This window comes from Sphingomonas sp. 22R3R2A-7 (assembly GCF_036856055.1).
Taxonomy (GTDB): Bacteria; Pseudomonadota; Alphaproteobacteria; order Sphingomonadales; family Sphingomonadaceae; genus Sphingomonas.
Genome location: NZ_JASPFR010000001.1, coordinates 723,104 through 740,657 on the forward strand (window position 1 = coordinate 723,104; position 17,554 = coordinate 740,657).

At 66.1% G+C, this 17,554-nt stretch carries 17 protein-coding genes, 1 pseudogene and 1 riboswitch; of the genes and pseudogenes, 10 read left to right on the plus strand and 8 right to left on the minus strand.

The features are described from left to right. Positions 1 to 54: 54 nt before the first annotated feature. From QP165_RS03305 to QP165_RS03325, 5 genes and pseudogenes are all read left to right on the plus strand, one after another. Positions 55 to 243: pseudogene (locus QP165_RS03305) on the plus strand (helix-turn-helix domain-containing protein); the annotation flags it as partial. A gap of 9 nt (positions 244 to 252) precedes the next feature. Beyond that, the gene (locus tag QP165_RS03310; RefSeq protein ID WP_333997076.1) at positions 253 to 789 is read left to right on the plus strand and encodes a TetR/AcrR family transcriptional regulator; all 537 of its coding nucleotides are present in this window, start codon (positions 253 to 255) and stop codon (positions 787 to 789) included. Positions 790 to 808: 19 nt separating this feature from the next. Further along, a riboswitch (cobalamin riboswitch) is annotated at positions 809 to 1,047 on the plus strand. Between the two features lie 167 nt (positions 1,048 to 1,214). Then, positions 1,215 to 1,403 carry a hypothetical protein gene (locus QP165_RS03315; RefSeq protein WP_333993787.1) on the plus strand — a complete coding sequence of 63 codons (189 nt, stop codon included), beginning with the start codon at positions 1,215 to 1,217 and terminating at the stop codon, positions 1,401 to 1,403. Between the two features lie 55 nt (positions 1,404 to 1,458). Beyond that, the gene (locus QP165_RS03320) at positions 1,459 to 3,387 is read left to right on the plus strand and encodes a TonB-dependent receptor (protein ID WP_333996928.1); all 1,929 of its coding nucleotides are present in this window, start codon (positions 1,459 to 1,461) and stop codon (positions 3,385 to 3,387) included. A gap of 210 nt (positions 3,388 to 3,597) precedes the next feature. Further along, entirely contained in the window at positions 3,598 to 4,368 is a 771-nt protein-coding gene (locus QP165_RS03325; protein WP_333993788.1) for an SDR family oxidoreductase, read from the plus strand. A 19-nt stretch (positions 4,369 to 4,387) separates the two neighbouring features. On the opposite strand, the gene QP165_RS03330 is transcribed toward QP165_RS03325, so the two are convergent. After that, a complete protein-coding gene (locus QP165_RS03330) occupies positions 4,388 to 6,634 on the minus strand; it encodes a S9 family peptidase (protein WP_333993790.1) in 2,247 nt (748 codons plus the stop codon). 353 nt (positions 6,635 to 6,987) lie between these two features. After that, positions 6,988 to 7,506, minus strand: coding sequence for a S41 family peptidase (locus QP165_RS03335; protein WP_333993791.1), 519 nt, complete (start codon positions 7,504 to 7,506; stop codon positions 6,988 to 6,990). Here QP165_RS03335 and QP165_RS03340 point away from each other — a divergent pair. Continuing rightward, entirely contained in the window at positions 7,466 to 8,101 is a 636-nt protein-coding gene (locus QP165_RS03340) for a hypothetical protein (protein WP_333993793.1), read from the plus strand. The two genes, QP165_RS03335 and QP165_RS03340, sit on opposite strands and share 41 nt — an antisense overlap. A gap of 432 nt (positions 8,102 to 8,533) precedes the next feature. On the opposite strand, the gene QP165_RS03345 is transcribed toward QP165_RS03340, so the two are convergent. Further along, positions 8,534 to 8,887: a helix-turn-helix domain-containing protein gene (locus QP165_RS03345; protein WP_333996929.1), complete on the minus strand. Its 354-nt coding sequence runs from the start codon at positions 8,885 to 8,887 to the stop codon at positions 8,534 to 8,536. Next, entirely contained in the window at positions 8,800 to 9,630 is an 831-nt protein-coding gene (locus QP165_RS03350) for a hypothetical protein (protein WP_333993795.1), read from the minus strand. The genes QP165_RS03345 and QP165_RS03350 overlap by 88 nt, the downstream gene beginning before the upstream one ends. A 272-nt stretch (positions 9,631 to 9,902) precedes the next feature. On the opposite strand from QP165_RS03350, the gene QP165_RS03355 reads away from it, so the two are divergent. From QP165_RS03355 to QP165_RS03365, 3 genes are all read left to right on the plus strand, one after another. Further along, positions 9,903 to 10,052 (plus strand): hypothetical protein, encoded by a 150-nt coding sequence (locus tag QP165_RS03355; protein WP_333993797.1) that lies wholly within the window; start codon positions 9,903 to 9,905, stop codon positions 10,050 to 10,052. 10 nt (positions 10,053 to 10,062) lie between these two features. After that, positions 10,063 to 11,238, plus strand: coding sequence for an alpha-hydroxy acid oxidase (locus tag QP165_RS03360; RefSeq protein WP_333993799.1), 1,176 nt, complete (start codon positions 10,063 to 10,065; stop codon positions 11,236 to 11,238). Positions 11,239 to 11,425: 187 nt separating this feature from the next. Further along, complete coding sequence (locus QP165_RS03365; protein ID WP_333996930.1) at positions 11,426 to 12,889, plus strand: alpha/beta fold hydrolase; 1,464 nt, start codon at positions 11,426 to 11,428, stop codon at positions 12,887 to 12,889. On the opposite strand, the gene QP165_RS03370 is transcribed toward QP165_RS03365, so the two are convergent. From QP165_RS03370 to QP165_RS03380, 3 genes are read right to left on the minus strand one after another with little or no spacing between them, the layout of a single operon-like run. Beyond that, positions 12,861 to 13,958 (minus strand): acetate/propionate family kinase, encoded by a 1,098-nt coding sequence (locus QP165_RS03370; protein ID WP_333993800.1) that lies wholly within the window; start codon positions 13,956 to 13,958, stop codon positions 12,861 to 12,863. The genes QP165_RS03365 and QP165_RS03370 overlap by 29 nt on opposite strands. Then, complete coding sequence (locus QP165_RS03375; RefSeq protein ID WP_333993802.1) at positions 13,946 to 14,824, minus strand: hypothetical protein; 879 nt, start codon at positions 14,822 to 14,824, stop codon at positions 13,946 to 13,948. Before QP165_RS03375 ends, QP165_RS03370 begins: the two co-directional genes overlap by 13 nt. Next, positions 14,712 to 16,277 carry a phosphoketolase family protein gene (locus tag QP165_RS03380; protein ID WP_333993804.1) on the minus strand — a complete coding sequence of 522 codons (1,566 nt, stop codon included), beginning with the start codon at positions 16,275 to 16,277 and terminating at the stop codon, positions 14,712 to 14,714. Before QP165_RS03380 ends, QP165_RS03375 begins: the two co-directional genes overlap by 113 nt. A gap of 337 nt (positions 16,278 to 16,614) precedes the next feature. Between QP165_RS03380 and QP165_RS03385 the strand changes: the two genes are divergently transcribed. After that, positions 16,615 to 16,833: a DUF3253 domain-containing protein gene (locus QP165_RS03385; RefSeq protein WP_443019256.1), complete on the plus strand. Its 219-nt coding sequence runs from the start codon at positions 16,615 to 16,617 to the stop codon at positions 16,831 to 16,833. Between the two features lie 129 nt (positions 16,834 to 16,962). Here QP165_RS03385 and QP165_RS03390 read toward each other — a convergent pair whose 3' ends face one another. Continuing rightward, on the minus strand, positions 16,963 to 17,508 hold the full coding sequence (locus tag QP165_RS03390; protein WP_333993807.1) for a DsrE family protein: 546 nt from the start codon (positions 17,506 to 17,508) through the stop codon (positions 16,963 to 16,965). Positions 17,509 to 17,554: the final 46 nt, after the last annotated feature.

Here is a 17,554-nt window from a genome sequence, read left to right on the forward strand (position 1 = left end):
TGTAGGGATCATTACATATAAATCCGAATCGTCACGTCAAGGTATTCTGTAATAATGACTACAGATAACAAAGTCCGTACGCGCGGTCGCCCAAGGCGCTTCGATCCCGAAGACGCGATCGCGACCGCGCGGCAGCTTTTCCATGCGCATGGCTATGACGCGGTCAGCGTCTCGGACGTCACGACGGCGCTGGGGATCAATCCGCCCAGCTTTTACGCCGCCTTCGGCAGCAAGGCCGGGCTCTATGCGCGCGTGCTGGACCAGTATGCCGCGACCGGCGCGATCCCACTTGCACAGCTTCTGCGGGACGACCGGCCTGTCGCCGCTTGTCTCGCAGCGGTTCTGGAGGAGGCCGCCCGCCATTACGCGGCCGACCCGAATGCGAGCGGCTGCATGGTGGTCGAGGGTACCCGCTCGAACGATCGCGACGCGCGCAAGGCCGCCTGCGATGTCAGCAACGCGGCCGAAGCGACCATTCACGCGTACATCGCCACCCGCCATCCGGAAAATGCCGGGCGTCTGACGGATTTCGTCAGCACGACCATGTCCGGTCTCTCCGCCAAAGCGCGCAACGGGCACGGGCTGGATCGACTTCTCGCGACGGCGCGTCTTGCGGGACTGGCGCTCGCACAGGCTCTGCCGGACGCGACGATCCGCGAGCACTCGGATCTCGTACCACTCGTGATCTCCATTGGTCATTCGCGCGCGTGTCCCCGCTTCCCGACCTTTGCGGCGATGGCTGCGACCGATTGCCGGATCGTCTTTGTCAGGATACATCGTCCCCGCTGACCTGCTCCGCTGGAGACGGTCGGCATGATCGCGTCGGTGCCCCGAGAGGGGCTTAATAGGGAACGCGGTAAGGGTGGTTCGCCGCCCGAAGCCGAGGCTGTCCCTGCAACTGTAAGCGGCGAGCGCGATGCATATCGCTTCTTCCCTCACGGGAAGGGGCAGCCACTGGGCCGGACGTTACGTCCTAAAGGCCTGGGAAGGCCGTGCATCGTGTGATGACCCGTGAGCCAGGAGACCTGCCGGCGTCTGGTCGCTCTTGCCTGGCCCAGGGGGTGGCCGCGGCACGGTACTCCGTCGAGCGACGACGTGTGCGGTGGGGACCGCACGGGCATGCGTGCCGGTCGCGATGGCGTCCGGCTGGCGCGGATGTCGGCCGTTCGCGGGAGGTCCCTGCCGGGTTCGCTCGACGCCCGGGGATTACCGTAATGCCGTTTTTGTCTTCGCGCCTCGCGTTCGCGGGCGCTTTGCTGTCACCTGTTTTCGCAGCACCGCTCAATGCGCAGTCTATGCCTGCCTCCGACAATGAAGACATCCTAGTTGTCGGCCAGCATGCCCGCGACACGCTCACCACGCCAAACGCGACCGGCAGCCGCCTGAGGCCTCACGCCGCTTGAGACCCCCGCGACGATCTCGGTCATCGATGGCACCACGATCCGCGCACGCGGCGACCTGTCGGTGATCGACGCGACAAGCCGTGCGCCGGGCATCAGCAACGCCGGCAACCCCGGCAACGGTGGCACCGCGCTCGCCGCACGGGGCTTCAGCGGCCAAGGATCCGTGCTCCAGCTCATCGACGGCATCAGGCTGTTCCCGGCTGCCGGCACGATCACCTTTCCGACCGATCCGTGGATGGTCGAACGGATCGACATCCTGAGTGGTCCGGCCTCGGTGCTCTACGGCCAGGGCGCGCTGGGCGGCGCGGTCAATGTCCTGATGCGCAAACCCGATACGCAGCGGACGCACGTGGAGGGCGAGATCGGCTACGGCTCGCAGGACAGCTTCCATGTCGCGGCGGGCGCAGGCGGGCCGATCACCGAGCGCCTCTCCTATCGCATCGACGGCAGCTATCGCCGATCGGACGGCTATGTCGATCGTGGCCAGTCGCGCAGCCATGCCGTCTCGGGCACGCTGCGCTGGGCACCGACCGACACGCTCGTCGTCACCGCACGGGACGATTACGGCGACCAGAAGCCGATGCGCTATTTCGGCACGCCGCTGATCGAGGGACGGCTCGACGACCGCATCCGGGACCGCAACTACAACACACGCGACGGCTTTATCCGCTACCGCGACAACCGCACCAGCCTGCAGGTCGACTGGACGCCAAGCGACGCGGTCACCGTCAGCAACCAGGCCTATCGCCTCACCTCCAAACGCTCCTGGCTCAATCTCGAAAGCTATTGCTCGATCGCCGCAGACGGCGTCTGTTCCAACGGCAGCGGCAACACCGGCACTCCCGGCCGCATCCTGCGGACCGACATGACCGGGATCGTCCACGACCAGACGCAATGGGGCGATCAGGGCAGCGTGACGCTCAGGACGGACGTCGCCGATGGCGTCGGCAACGACCTTGTCATGGGCTTCGACGTCAACCTCATCAAACTGACCTATTCACACAATTTCGGGTCTGATCCGCAGGTTTCGGAGGTCGATCCCTTCGCGTTCGATCCCGGTCTGATCGTCGACACACAGGGCATCGCGCCGCGCTATCGCACGCGCACCACCGAATATGCGGTCTTTGCCGAGGACCGGCTGAAGCTCGGCACGCACGTCTCGATCGTTGGCGGCGTCCGCTACGAGCGTGACACGATCCGCCGCTGGTCGATCGATGATCCAGGCGGCGCAAGCACCGAGACGTTCGCGCTCGACAAGCGGCTGCACAATGTGACCTGGCGGGTCGGGAGCGTCTATCAGACGATCCCGACGGTGTCGCTCTATGCGCAATATGCCACCGGCGTGGACCCGCTGGGGACGCTGACCACCTATTCGACCGGGCAGGTGCAGTTCGGCAATGCGGTCGGCGACCAGGTCGAAGTCGGCGCCAAGGCAATGTTCCTCGACGGGCATGGTACCGCGACGCTCGCCGCCTACCGCATCGTCAAGAAACGCCTGCTGGCGCAGCTCACCCCGACGAGCCCGGTCGAGCAGGTCGGCCAACGATCGGCCAAGGGCATCGAGGCCGCAATATCGCTCGATCTGCCTTACGGTGTGGGCATCGATGCGAACGGCAGCGTGCTCGACGCGACGTTCGACGACTTCGTCTCCGGCGGCACGCGCTTCGACGGCAACACCCCGCCGGACGTCCCCGAGACGCTCGCCAATCTCTGGCTACGCTGGAACGCAACGCGCGCGCTCCAGGCGCGCGCCGGGTTGCGCTATGTCGGGCGCCGCTATTCGGACAACGCCAACAGCTTCCGCGTTCCCAGCTACACCATTGTCGATGCCACGCTTTCCTATGCGGTGACGCCGCACCTCGCGGTCGATATCCACGGCTACAATTTGTTCGACCGGGACTATGCGCTCAGCACGTACAATAACCAGCAATGGGTGCTTGGCCGTCCCCGCTCGGTCGATGTCTCGCTCCGTGCCGGCTTCTGACGCCCGCAGGCGGCCGGCGTCTGGAAAAACGGCGACACTGCCGCCTTTCAAGATCACAGATCGTGTTTTCGGAATTGCGGCCGTTAAGCGGTTGACGTAGCATCGCCAAATCCTCGGGAGTCGTTCGAAATGATCCAGCGTCACCGCTAAAGCGGCAAGGCATACGCTAGCGGAGCGATCCGCCGACCGGACTCTGTTTTCGAGAGCATCATGCAAAGACTGAAGAACAAGACGTGCGTCGTCACCGGCGCTGCGCGTGGCATCGGCCGCGCGATCGCTGCCCGGTTCCATGACGAAGGGGCTGTCGTCATCCTCACCGACAGGGACGACGCGGCAGGTGCAGCGGCTGCGGCTGAAATAGGATGCCGGTTCGTATCGCTCGATGTGAGCGAGGAAGCCGCATGGTCGCGACTGGCCGGCATCGTTCCCGTGGCCGACGTGGTGGTCAACAACGCCGGCGTGACGGGGTTCGAAGCCGGCATGGCACCCCACGACCCGGAACACGCCAGCCTCGCGGACTGGCGCGAGGTTCACCGGATCAACCTCGACGGGACCTTCCTCGGCTGTCGCTACGCCATCCGCGCGATGAAGGCGGCGGGCGCAGGATCGATCATCAACATGTCGTCCCGCTCGGGTCTGGTGGGCGTTCCCGGTGCTGCGGCCTATGCCTCGTCCAAGGCGGCCATTCGGAACCACAGCAAGACGGTTGCGCTCTACTGCGCGCAACAGGGCTGGAAAATACGCTGCAACTCGATCCACCCGGGCGCCATCCTCACGCCGATCTGGGAGCCGATGCTGGGCAGCGGTCCTGATCGGGGCGCCAGGATGCAGGCGCTTGCCGCGGATACGCCGCTCAAGCGGTTCGGAATGCCTGACGAAGTCGCGGCGATTGCGGTCATGCTGGCTTCCGATGAAGCCACCTACGTCACCGGGACGGAGCTGAGCATCGACGGCGGGCTACTCGCCGGAGGCGGAGCCTGACGCCGCCGATTTCGCGCTCTTATTTCGAGACACCGGGCGCGACGATCTTGAACGCCTTTGGCGGTTCCGCGCCCATCAGGTTCTCGACGAAATAGTCCCATCGCCGCCGCATCATATAGTAGGATTGGTCGCCGTAGCCGTGACGTGCGCGGGGGAACAGCACCAGATCGAAGTCCTTGTTCGCCTTCTGGAGCGCGTCGACCACCAGCAACGTCGATGACACCGGGACGTTATCGTCCAGAATACCATGTGCCAGCATCAGCTTGCCCGTGAGGTTCTGGGCGAAGTCCTGATTGGCCTGCAGGTCGTAATTCGTCGTTTTTCCGTTGCTCTCCAGCAAGCCGAGATACTTCTCGTAATAATCGTCCTCATAGTTCCGGTTGTCGTGGTTGCCGCTCTCGGCAATCCCGACCTTGAAAAACTCGGGATAGCGAAACATCGCGGCCGCGGTCGCGTTGCCGCCGCCTGAATGCCCCCAGATGCCCACGCGATCGGTGTCCATCCATGTATTGCGCGACGCCAGGTCCTTGATCCCGGTGACCTGATCAGGGACGGCCTGCTTGCCCATGTCGCGATAATAGAAGTCCTGAAACGCTTTCGAGCGGCGCGGCGTACCCAGCGCGTCGATCTCCACGACGGCGAAGCCGAGCTGCGCCAACGCACCCGCGTCGCCCATCGACGGCGCGAACTGCCGGGAGGAAATCGTCCCCGTGAACGGCCCCGGATAGATATAGTCGATGACCGGATATTTCTGCCGCGGATCGAGCCCTGCCGGCTTGAAGAGCAGCCCGTAGCACAGCGTCTTGCCGTCGGCGCACCGGACGGCGATGTTCTCCGGCGCCTGCCAGCCCGCCGCGCGCAACCGGGTCACGTCGCCCTTCGCCAGATCCGCGACGACGGCGCCGTCCGCCCGTCGCAAGACCGCGGTCTGCGGCTCCTGCGGGGTCGAGTAGATATCCACGAAGTAGCGGCCATCGCTCGACGGCACCGCGATATGGTCCTGCCGCTCGGGCGTCAGCAGCGTCGGTTTGCCGCCCTTCAGATCGATCGCGTAGATGCTGCGGTAGTAGGGATCGACGCCGGGCTCACGCCCGATACCGGCGATCAGCATCTTCCCGCTGCGCTCGTCGATATAAACCGGGTGGTCGACGTTCCAGCGGCCTTGCGTCACCTGCCGCACCAGCTTGCCGGTGTGTGCGTTGTACAGATAGTAATGACCCCAGTCGTCGCGCTGGGACCACCACAGGATCTCGCCGCGCTCGGACAGATAACGCCAGTTGATCCCCTCGTCATTGTAGCCGCTGTCGAACCAGGTCGGCACGGTCTCGGTGAACACGTCGCGCACCGTGCCCGTGGCCGCATCGGCGATACGCATCGTCTCCACCTTGTGGTCGCGCGAGGTCGACACGAATGCGAGCGTCCGGCCGTCCTTGGCCCATTGCATGTCCTGTGGACCCTCGCCGCACACCACGTCGTCGCACAACGACGACCGGTGCGGGTCGGGCGACATCTTCAGTCGGACCACAGTACCATCGCCGACATCGACGATGACGCGCTGGATATGGATGATCTCCTTGTCACCGACGAACGGGTATTTCCACGTATCGGTGCGGGAGTGGCCGACCTGCGTCGTCGTGGTCGTGAAGTCGGCCACCGCGCGCTGATCCTGCTGGAAGGTCGCGACCTTCTTCGAGTCGGGCGACCAGATCACGATCGCCTGATCCGAATGTTTCCAGCCGGCATTATCCGTTGCGTAGCCGAAATCCTTGACGCCATCGGTCGTCAGCTGCCGCTCCGCGCCGGTGTCGACGTCGCGTACCCACAAATTCCAGTCGCGCAGGAATACCGCACGCTTGCCGTCCGGGGAGGCGACCGATGACGCCCGGCTGCGCTGCGCCGGGCCGGCTGCGACCTGCTTGGCCTGCGGGCCAGCCATCTTCGTGCACTTGTAGGGCTGCGCCAGCGCGCAGGAATATCGCTCGCCACCAACGCTCACGATCGCGGTGTTCGCCGCGAAATCCGGCTCAAGTCGCTCGACGAACAGCTTCTTCGCGTCCTGTTCCTTCAGCCCGGCCGCATTGAGCGATGCCAGCAGCGCCGCCGTCTCGAAGGCCGGGGCCTTGGTGCCCTTCACCGCATCGCCCAGCATGATCGTCGGCACGCCGTGGCTGGTGTCCGCATACCAGAAGTGCCGCGCATCTATCCAATGCGCGGTCCGCACCGCGTGGTCGACCAGCGACGACGTGTACGGGCCCAGTTGGTGCATGGCGCGATCATAGTCGGCGGCGGTCACAGCCGGTCGCTGCTGCGCGGCCGCCGTCCCGGCAATCGTGGAAGCCAAAAGCAAGCAGGCGATCAACCGCATCAGGGAGCTTTCTGAAGGTTAGGAACTGACGAGCCACGCAAGGAAACGAGGGGCCGTAATCCCTCCGCTCACCCTGCGCGTTTCGGTCCCACTTGGACTGGGCATGGCTATCATGCAGACCCGCGGCGGCGATCACAATAGCGCTAGTCGAGCACGCGCAGCATCAGATGACGCGCCGACCATTCACGCCTGGACATTCCCCGTCCGGTAGCTCGCTCGTCTCCAACGCAAGCGCTCCGCGCCGCCGCCATTCGTCACGCGAGCGCGCGGCCCAACTGGCTATCCGTGCCCTTAGCGATATCAGCCCGCGTGATCGGGACTGCCATGTCCGGCGTGACACCCCGGTCGGGTTGCGGGGTCGTCGGAAACCGGCCGATCAGCGGCAGGTCGGCTTCGAGGCCGGTCTCGGGCAGACGCACGAAATAGAAGCAGCCGCCGTTGATCCCGCGCCGGTTGCCGCCGGTCGTCTCGCCGATCAGCGTTGCGAGACGGTTGCGGCGGACGAAATCGGCAAACTGGAACGTCGCCGAGCTGTTCTGCGGCCCGATCAGAACGCGCACGTCGCCCGCATAGCGCCTGCCCCGCGGTCTGATCGGGTCGACGCGGTCGCCGGGCGCATCGAGCCGCAGGAACCGGTCGTCGATCCTCGTCGCATTCTCCCCCAGATGGTCGAAACTGCGGTCCCACGTGTCGAGTGCAGGCCGCAGGTCGTCGGGCACGGTGCGGTAGCGGATGAGCCGCTGGACCTCCTCGAACGGCGTCTCGCGTAACACCAGCCGCTCGGCGAGCGCGTTGCCACAGTCGAGCCCCCTCGTTCGCGCGCAGATCGACGACCAGTCGCGGCACGCGCTCTGCGACCAGCCGATCGACCGCCTCGTCGAGCCAGCCGCGCCAGTCCCACTTGCTGTCGTAGAGCCCCCAGTTCGGCATCGACAGGAGCGCGGCGTCGCCACGCCGCTCGATCGTCCAGACCGGCGTGTCGCCGCTCGCATCGACGCCGGCGTGCGCGGTGGCGCGGCGCTGCGCCAGCGAGACGCCGGCAACGCTCGCGGCGCGTCGCCGTCCGCCAGGGTCCTCCACCATCATCCGGTAGCGATCCTGCCCGAACAGCATCGAGAAGAAGATGTCGAAGGTCTCGTAGCGGTCGTCGCCCTGCACCGAGAGAAGCCGGCGACGCTTGGCATCGTTGTGCCCGTCCGCACGCGCGAGAGGCATGAGCGCGGCGAAAATGGCGCTCGCGGATCGGCCATTGACCGCCAGGATGCGGCTGCCCGGCGCGATCCCCGTGGTGAATGGATCGGCCGTGACGACCATCGCGTCACCGATCCAGAGGAAGTCGAGCGGCAACCGGTCGGGCGCTTCGAATAACGCGGCGGCGACCGCGCGGCGCTGATTGTAGAAATTGGCATAGCTATGGCCGCAGCGCACGATCGCGAGGAAGCGCGACAGCGTGAGGTAGAACGCCCGAAGCGTCATCGGGACGGCCACCGACTGGTCCAGCGCATCGAAACGGGCGTCGATCTCGCGAGGCGTGTTGTAACGGTGGAGACCGGGGTGGAGCGCGGCATATGCCCTGCGCAACAACGCGACGTCTGCGCGCATCGCCGCGGCGCGGAGGAGCGTCGGACCGGATGAGGTCCGCGCGAGCAGTGGCCGGGCGGCAAAGGTGACTCCGAGCCCGCCGAGTACGGCGCGGCGAGACGGTGGCGATGCGGTCATGTCAGCTCCGACGTTATGAATGCCCTCTTCATCATGGCGGAGCGCATCCTGGTCGCCTCATCATCGCCTATCTGATGCGGTTTATGGCTTGTGAGACGCCCGGTACGCACTCGGCGACCGGCCATAGCGCCGCTGGAACGCGCGGTTGAAGCTGGCTTTCGAGGCGAACCCGGCGTCGAGCGCGATCGCCAGAACCGGCCGGGAATCATTCGCCGCCAGTGCCGCCGCCACATCCTCGCAGCGAAGCCCGTTGACGAAATCCGAAAAGCCGACGCCCAGCCCCTCATTGAGCGCGCGCGACACATAGGTCTCGTTGGTCGCAAGCAGGCTCGCCAGCCGCCGCAGCGTCAGCGCGTCGTCGCGGTACCAGCGATTGTCGCGGACCCGCGTCGCCCATTCCTCCGCTTGCGCCTGCCAGTCCCGGGCGGGGGTGATCGAACGTCCGGGATCCGCAACGCGTCGAGCGCCGGAAACGGCAGTGCGAGATACCGCCATCCTGCGATCCCGAGATACAGTGCGAACGCCGCGATCGCGACGTAGAGCGGCATCAGCCCCCTATAGCCGAGCGGCGTCACAGCATCGACCAGCAGCCAGCCCGCCCAGACGATCGCCAGCAACGGATAGGCGACGGCGGTGCGGCCGAGCCACGCAGTCGCGAACCGCGCGTCGTCGCTGCGCCTTTGCGAAAGGGCGTCACGGTAGTCGCGCAACAGTCGCGTCGTCCACGCGCCATAGACGACAAAGCTTATCGCCAGCAGCGCTGCGACGATCGCGCTGCCGGTCGTGAAAGCCAGATCCGCCCAGCGATGCTTCAGCGGCGTCGGCAGGAGGAAGGCGGTAGTCTGATAGCCGAACTGGAGCGCGCCCGGCAGCAGATGTCGCCAGGCCGCGGGCGACCAGCGGCCGGTGACGAGCGCATGGGCGTGAAGATAGAGGAGCGGCGGGACCAGCAGCGCGTTCGAGAAAGGCGCGAACGTCAGCCACCACCAGCGATCGTAGAAGCCGGCAAACCCGATCAGCCACGGCACGAAGACGCCGGTCATGACGATCAGCAGCGCGGCGAGCATACGCGCCGCCAGCCGGTTGTGAAACGATGCCGACAGGCCAACCGCCAGCGGGAGCAGAATCGCCGCCGCCACCGTGAGGACTGCGGTCCGCCAGCCAAAGACCAGATCCATGACGATCAGCTTAGCTCCGACCACACCAGAAGCCAGCGATCACATATCGGCGAAAGCGCCCGACCGTCTCGCCTCGATCGACGCCGTCACGGACCTGCACAGTCTGCAACCTCCCCGGCACACCAAAAGCAGTTGCTGATCGGTTTCCGGAGGGCGCAGTCTGCTCTCATCGCTCCAGCCAAGGCCGAGCGATGACGCGGACGGCGAGCGCTGCCGGCCCCGTCGGCCATCCCGGACAACCGGGAGGCTTCAGGCGCAAGGAGATGGGCAGGATGAAGGCTTGGATACCCGCGCTGATCGCCGCAGGCGCAGGCACCGCGGCGGCGGCAACGCTCAGCCTGACCGGCAGCCTCGGCGTCGCCCCGAGCTCGCGGGCGATCGCCGTGCTCGGTGCCACCGCGACGGCCGAAAATCATTTATGACACACGCACTATGACGCGGCTTGACCGTGCGAACAACGTCGCGGACCTGCGCCTGATGGCGCGGGGTCGGCTGCCGCGGCCGATCTTCGACTATATCGACGGTGGCGCGGATGACGAAATATCCCTGCGACGCAACGTCAGCGCGTTCGCGGGCTATGACCTGGTCCCCGACGTCCTCAACGACGTTTCGGAAATCCGGACCGAGACCCGGATTTTTGGCCAGTCTTCGCGGTGGCCATTGATGCTGTCACCCACCGGCCTCACGCGCATGTTTCACGGGCAGGCAGAGCTCGCCGTCGCCCGTGCCGCCGCGCGACACGGGCTTCTCTACAGCCTCTCCACGATGGGCACGACGCGGTTGGAGGATCTCGCGCGGGCCTATGCCGGACCGAAGGTCTTCCAGATCTACATCTTCAAGGACCGCGGACTGACCGCCGAATTCGTGGCACGCTGCCGGGATGCGGGCTTCCACGGCCTTGCGCTGACCGTCGACACGCCCGTCGCGGGCAATCGGGAGCGCGATCGCGTCAGCGGCCTCTCCCTGCCCCCGACGCTGACGCTCCGGTCGTTGCTCAGCTTCGCGCTCCACCCCGGCTGGTCGATCCCTGCGCTGACCGGGTCCAGGTTCGACCTCGCAAACGTCAGCCACAAGGTCGACGCGCTGGCGTCGGGGCCGATGAGTCTCTTCGACTATATCGGTGGTCAGTTCGACCGCTCGGTCGGCTGGCGCGACGTCGAGTGGCTGGCACGCGAATGGAACGGGCCGCTTGCGATCAAAGGCGTGATGACGCCCGAGGACGCGCGCCGCTCGATCGCCTCGGGCGCGACGGGCGTCATGATCTCCAACCACGGCGGGCGGCAGCTGGACAGCGCACCTGCCCCGATTGACCAGATCATGGCGGTCCGGGATGCCGTTGGTGACGCACCGGACGTGATCTGCGACGGCGGTATCAGGCGTGGGTCCGACGTGGTGAAGGCGCTGGCGCTGGGGGCGACCGCCTGCTCGATCGGGCGCCCCTATCTCTATGGACTGGCAGCAGGCGGCGAACGAGGCGTCGATCGCCTGCTGACGCTGCTGAAAGACGAGTTCGTACGCACGCTGACGCTTGCAGGCATCAACGACATCGCGGACGTATCCCGCCGCCATGTTCGCAATCGTCGAAGCGAGCGCGTGCCCGGCCGATGAACACCGCCGCACGATGCTGGCGGCCCGGTGTCTTGGTTCCGCTACCTACCGTCATTTAAGCGGCACAGACCCAAGTGTCTTCCGTCAGGGCGCACTCGAGCGATGACCGTCAAACACAGTTGCACCGGTTCCAAAGTGTCTTACACAGGCAAGACAGTGGCGGGACGGGGTAATGCATGTGAGCCGTATGGTCTGGTTATCCTTATTGGCTTCGCTCGCGTGGTCCGCACCGTCGCAGGCGACCTTACCGCCGGTCGCCGCTCCGACGTTCACGCGCTGCCTGGATGCCAAGGATCGCCCGGAACTCGCGCCGTCGATGTGCGCGCGCATGACGGTGCCACTGGATCACCGCCTGCCGGATAACCGGCAGCTTTCGCTGTTCGTCCGGAAGTTTCCCGCCGGGACGCGGCCGAAAGGCCAGCTCTGGCTTATCGCCGGGGGGCCTGGCGAGGCCGGGTCCTCCTTCTATCCGTTTCTCGCATCCTTGCGCAAAGCCGCGCCCGGCTATGACCTGATGATCCCCGATCATCGTGGCACCGGCTTCTCGACGCGGATGTGCGAGACCGAAGAGTCAATCGGCAGCGCCGGCGGGACGGCGCTGGTCGGCGCGGAATGGGCCACCTGCTTCGCAAGCCTGAACATGGATGCCAGCCGCACGCGCGCCTTCTCGTCCAGCAACGCGGCGTACGATCTTCGGGCACTGATCGACGGCTTCTCGCAAGGCGGCCCGACCTTCCTGTACGGCGTGTCGTACGGCACCCAGCTTGTCCTGCGAACATTGACGATCGCGCCACCCCGCCGGCTCGATGGTGTCATACTCGACTCGCTCGTCCCGCCAGAGACGAGCGCGGTCTGGGATCTCAGTCACCGCTCCGCCGTGGTCGATGCCGTTGGCCGTCGCGTGCTCGCGCAGTGCGATCGGACGCCGTCCTGCCGAGCCTCTCTGGGCGGGTCCGCCAGCGGCGCGATGCACGATGTGCTGGTCGATCCGGCGCTACGCGGCGTTCTCGGCGAGAACCCGAAATATTTGTTCGGTGCGATGCTGGATGTGCCGGAGGTACGGGCCCGCATTCCGGCAATCCTGTCGGATCTGCGCCAAGGCACGGTAACATCGTGGACCGAAGCGAAGCTGCGATTGGCGCAGATCGGGAATACGCTGCTCCCCTACCCGCAATCGAACGCGTCGATCCCGCTTGTCGGGCTTATCAGCGCGTCCGAAAACAACGCGCGGCCGGCTCTCAGCGACGCTGTCGTGGCGCAGGAGGAACGGGACTTTCTCTTCGCCAGCCCGTTGCCGGGCCTGCTGACGCGTTCGGGCTTTCCGCTGTACGAACGCGACGGCGCCTTTGGCCGGCTGCCATCGCGAACGCCCCCGATATTGGTGCTTCACGGTACGCTTGATCCAAAGACACCCATCGAAGGCGCTGCGGCCCAGATCGCCATGCTCAAGAAAAGCGGCACCGTGGCGCTGGTCACAGTCACGGACGCCCCGCACTTCTTGTTGTTTACCGCGCCCGACTGCCTGGTGCCCGCTGTCCGTCGTTTCCTGACCCGTCGGCATGCGCGCCCTTCGGTTTGTCGATACGGCCCCGATCAGCCAGCGCGCGGCTCGGACCGACCGGCTAGCGAGAGCCCCTCGCGCCGGAGGTAAGGGCAGCGACGGCGCGCGCGATTTCGGCGTTTTCGAGCGACGCGAGGACCCGCACGACGACACGTCCAGCCGTCGCAGCAGGGTCGATCGAAACGCCCGCCCAACCGAGATCCGCACAAATCGCGGCGCGGACGACGGCATCGTTTTCGCCAATCCCGCCAGTGAAGACGATCATGTCGGCGCCACCGAGCACCGCCATCATCGCGGCGACGTGCTTTGCAACCGAGCGGCAGAACATCGCGACCGCCAGCTTTGCGTCCGCGTTCGTTGCGGCAACCGCATGCAGTTTGCGCAAGTCGCCCGACACGCCGGAGATTCCGAGCAACCCCGAACGGTGGTCGACCAGCCCCTCGATGCCGGCGGCATCCATCCCCCGCTCCCGCATGAGATACAGCAGCAGGCCTGGGTCGAGATCGCCGGCACGCGATGCCATGACGATGCCACCCGACGGCGTCAGGCCCATCGTCGTATCGACCGACCTGCCGCCGCGCAGGGCGGTGATGCTGGCCCCGCTCCCGAGGTGCGCGATGATCAGCCGTTCGGGCAGATCGGGCCCCAGCTGGCGGACGATCGACTGGCAGGACAGACCGTGGAAGCCGTAACGCCGTACGCCGTCCGCCCGGAATACCTTCGCGATCGGCAGGACCGCGGCGACCTCCTCGAGGTCCTTGTGGAAGCCCGTGTCGAAACAGGCGATCTGCGGCACATCCGGGTACCGCGCCTGTGCCGCGCGGATCAGCGACAGCGCGGCCGGGCCGTGCAAAGGCGCGAACGCCGTCGCACGCTCCAGTCGCGCGAGGACGCCCGCATCGATCTCGACAGGATCGAACAGGTCCGGCCCACCATGGACGATGCGGTGCCCGATCGCCGCGGGCCGCGCGCCGTCCAGAGCCGCGTTGATCCGCTCGACCATATCGGCGGGCTGCGCACCCTCCACGTCTCCGGACGTGCGTTCCTCGACCCCGTCCGGTCCGCCGGCATAGAAGCCGAACTTGAGCGACGAAGACCCCTCGTTGAGCGTGAGGATACCCGTCCGCCCCATGCTCGCCACCGCGCTCACCGCCGCCATTGCCAGTCGCGGATCTCGGGCAGGTCGTCGCCCTCTTCATAGACGTGCAGCTTGTGCCGCTCGATCAGCGCCCAATAGCGCGCCGTCTCGTCCGCCACGCGGTCGCGCAGCCGGGGGATCCGCTCGATCGCGTCGAGCGCGAGGCGGTAGCGGTCGAGATCGTTGAGCACGACCATGTCGAACGGCGTCGTCGTCGTGCCCTCGTCCTTGTACCCGCGGACATGGATATTGTGGTGGTTGGTCCGGCGGTAGGTGAGCTTGTGGATCAGCGCGGGATAGCCGTGAAAGGCGAAGATCACCGGCGTGTCGGTCGTGAACAGCGCATCGAACGCGCGCTCGTCGAGCCCGTGCGGATGCTCGGACTGCGGCTGGAGCACCATCAGGTCGACGACGTTGACCACGCGGATGCGGATGTCGGGGATATACTCGCGCAGCAGCATCACCGCCGCCATCGCCTCAAGCGTCGGCACGTCGCCCGCACAGGCCATCACGACATCGGGCTCGCCCTCGTCGCTCGCCCAGTCCCAGGTCCCGGCACCGGCGGTGCAGTGGCGGACGGCATCATCGATGCCCAGCCAGCTTGCCTCGGGCTGCTTGCCCGCGACGATCACGTTGACGTAGTTGCGGCTGCGCAGGCAGTGATCGGCCACCGACAACAGGCAGTTGGCGTCGGGTGGCAGGTAGATCCGCACCACGTCGGCCTTCTTGCTCGCGACATGGTCGAGAAAGCCCGGGTCCTGGTGCGACAGGCCGTTATGGTCCTGTCGCCAGACATGCGAGGTCAGCAGATAGTTGAGCGATGCGATCGGCTTGCGCCACGGAATTGTGCGCGTGACCTTCAGCCATTTCGCGTGCTGGTTGAACATCGAGATCGACGATGTGCACGAACGCCTCGTAGCATGAGAACAGCCCGTGCCGCCCGGTCAGCAGATAGCCCTCCAGCCACCCCTGGCAGAGATGCTCGCTCAGCACCTCCATCACGCGGCCATCGCGGCTGAGATCGGTGTCGTTCGGCTCGGTCTCGGCCATCCACGCCTTGCCCGTCACGTCATAGACCGCCTGCAAGCGGTTCGACGCGGTCTCGTCGGGCCCGAACAACCGGAAGGTCGCAGCGTCGGCGTTGAGCGCCATGACATCGCGCAGATATTTGCCCAGCACGGCGGTCGCCGCGGCCTTGACCGCGCCCGGCTCCGATTGCGCGATCGCGTATGCGCGGAAGTCGGGCAGCGACAGCGGCTTCAACAACTCCCCGCCATTGGCATGCGGGTTCGATCCCATGCGGCGATGGCCCGTCGGCGCGAGCGTGGCATAGTCCGCGCGAAACCTGCCGGTTTCGTCGAACAGCTCGTCGGGGCGGTAGCTGCGCATCCACGCCTCGAGCTGCGTCAGATGCTCGGGATCCTTGAAGTCCGCGATCGGCACCTGGTGCGCCCGCCACGTGCCCTCGACCGGCTTGCCGTCGACGACCTTGGGCCCGGTCCACCCCTTGGGTGTCTTGAGCACGATCATCGGCCAGCGCGGTCGCTCGCCGACCGCACCGCCCGCTCGCGCCGCGGACTGGATCGCGGCGATGCGGTCGAGCACGGTGTCGAGCGTGGCGGCGAGCAGCTGATGCACCTCGGCCGGATCGTCGCCCTCGACGAAATGCGGTTGATAGCCATAGCCGCGCAACAGCTCGGTCAACTCTTCTCGACCGATGCGCGCGAGCACGGTCGGGTTGGCAATCTTGAAGCCGTTGAGATGCAGGATCGGCAGCACCGCGCCGTCGCGCGCGGGATTGAGAAACTTGTTGCTGTGCCAGCTCGTCGCCAGCGCGCCGGTCTCGGCCTCGCCGTCGCCGATCACGCAGGCGGCGATCAGATCGGGATTGTCGAACACCGCGCCGAACGCATGCGCGAGCGAATAGCCGAGCTCGCCGCCTTCATGAATCGATCCCGGCGTTTCGGGGGCGACGTGGCTGGGAATCCCGCCCGGCCAGGAGAATTGCCGGAACAGCCGCTCCATCCCGCCGCGGCTGCGCTCGATCGCGGGATAGCGCTCGGTGTAGGAGCCTTCGAGATAGGTGTTCGCGACCAGCCCCGGCCCGCCATGCCCGGGGCCAATGATCGCGATCATGTCGAGCTCACGCGCAACGATGACCCGATTGAGGTGGACGTAGAGCATGTTGAGCCCCGGCGTCGTACCCCAATGCCCGAGCAGCCGGGTCTTCACATGCGCGATCGCGAGCGGTTCATCGAGCATCGGATTGCTGCGCAGATAGATCTGGCCGACGGACAGATAATTCGCTGCGCGCCAGTATCCATCCATCCGGCGGAGCATGTCTTCGCACAGTGGACGCGTCACTGCGGTTACGGGGACCGCCGCAGCGGGAGGATCAGCCGGGCATGATGCACCGTTCGTCATAGCGATTGTCCTCTGCGCGGATTTCGCGCGACAACATACCTAGCAGTTATGTCGATCGCATGTCGGTTTCTCTTGGAGGGCCGAGACTGCAGACTTCCGCCCACCTGATTTTGGTAGCGGACGCTCATTCCTGCTCGCCTCACCCAGGCGCTATCCCGGCCCGCCCCTGTCCGAGCGAGGCAGGGAGCCTGGATCGCCGCTTGACCGATTGGCGTGCGAGGCCGACGCCGTCTGCATGACCGATCCAAGAGCCATGGCGCTCTCCCTGCTTGCCCGCCGCGCACCGGGCGCGACGATATGTCCGAGCGAGGTGGCCCGCGCGATCGCGCAGGATTGGCGCGGCGCGATGCCCTTGGTCCACGCTGCGGTAGACGGATTGGTCAGCGACGGGCTGGTACGACTGAGCTGGAAGGGACAAGCGCTCGAAGCACGCTCAGGACCGTACCGGATCAGCCGTCCCGGCGACGCATAAAGCCGGGACATGCTCCTGCGTCCGTCGCCACCGCCACATCGCGCGGCGACACGACGCTTGAGGCGGGCCGGTAACCACCGACGCTTATTGCAGCGATCCGTCAGCCCGCGGCACGGGGCATCGACCGATCTAATCGGGGATCAAGGCCCACCCACGAAGCTGCAGCGTCGCCATCGTCGTCAACGCAGACACATCGATATCGACATTCTTGGCAACCGCTGCGGGATCGATCGTGTTGCCGACCAGCGCCTGACTGCAAACGCGCACCGACACGCCTGCGGCACGCAGGGCGGCGATCAACGGCAGATTGGGGTTCTTCGCCGCCTTGGTGCGCGCGCTGTAGGCCGCGTCGGTCGTCACCAACGGCGTCGCCGGGCCGTGGACGATGACGACGACATCGCCGGGTTTGGGCCGGACGCCATCTGCGCCGAGCAGGTTGAGGAACCGTGCGACCTTCTCGAGCGCCGGGTTGACCTGATCGGCCGAGCCTCCGGCCTTGGTGATGCTGAACAGCACGCGGTAGCGAAGCGCGGGATCAGGGCGTTCGCTCGCTGCGGGCACGGGCGAGATCGCGCCATAGCCCTGCACGACAGGATGGCGGAGATCCGCAGCCATCGCGCCGCTTGTCGCCATCAGCATCATCATCACCGCAGCCAGACCGGATCTGACGACCATAGCGCACTCCCATGTTACCCGCCCGGATGTGGCAACGGACTTGACC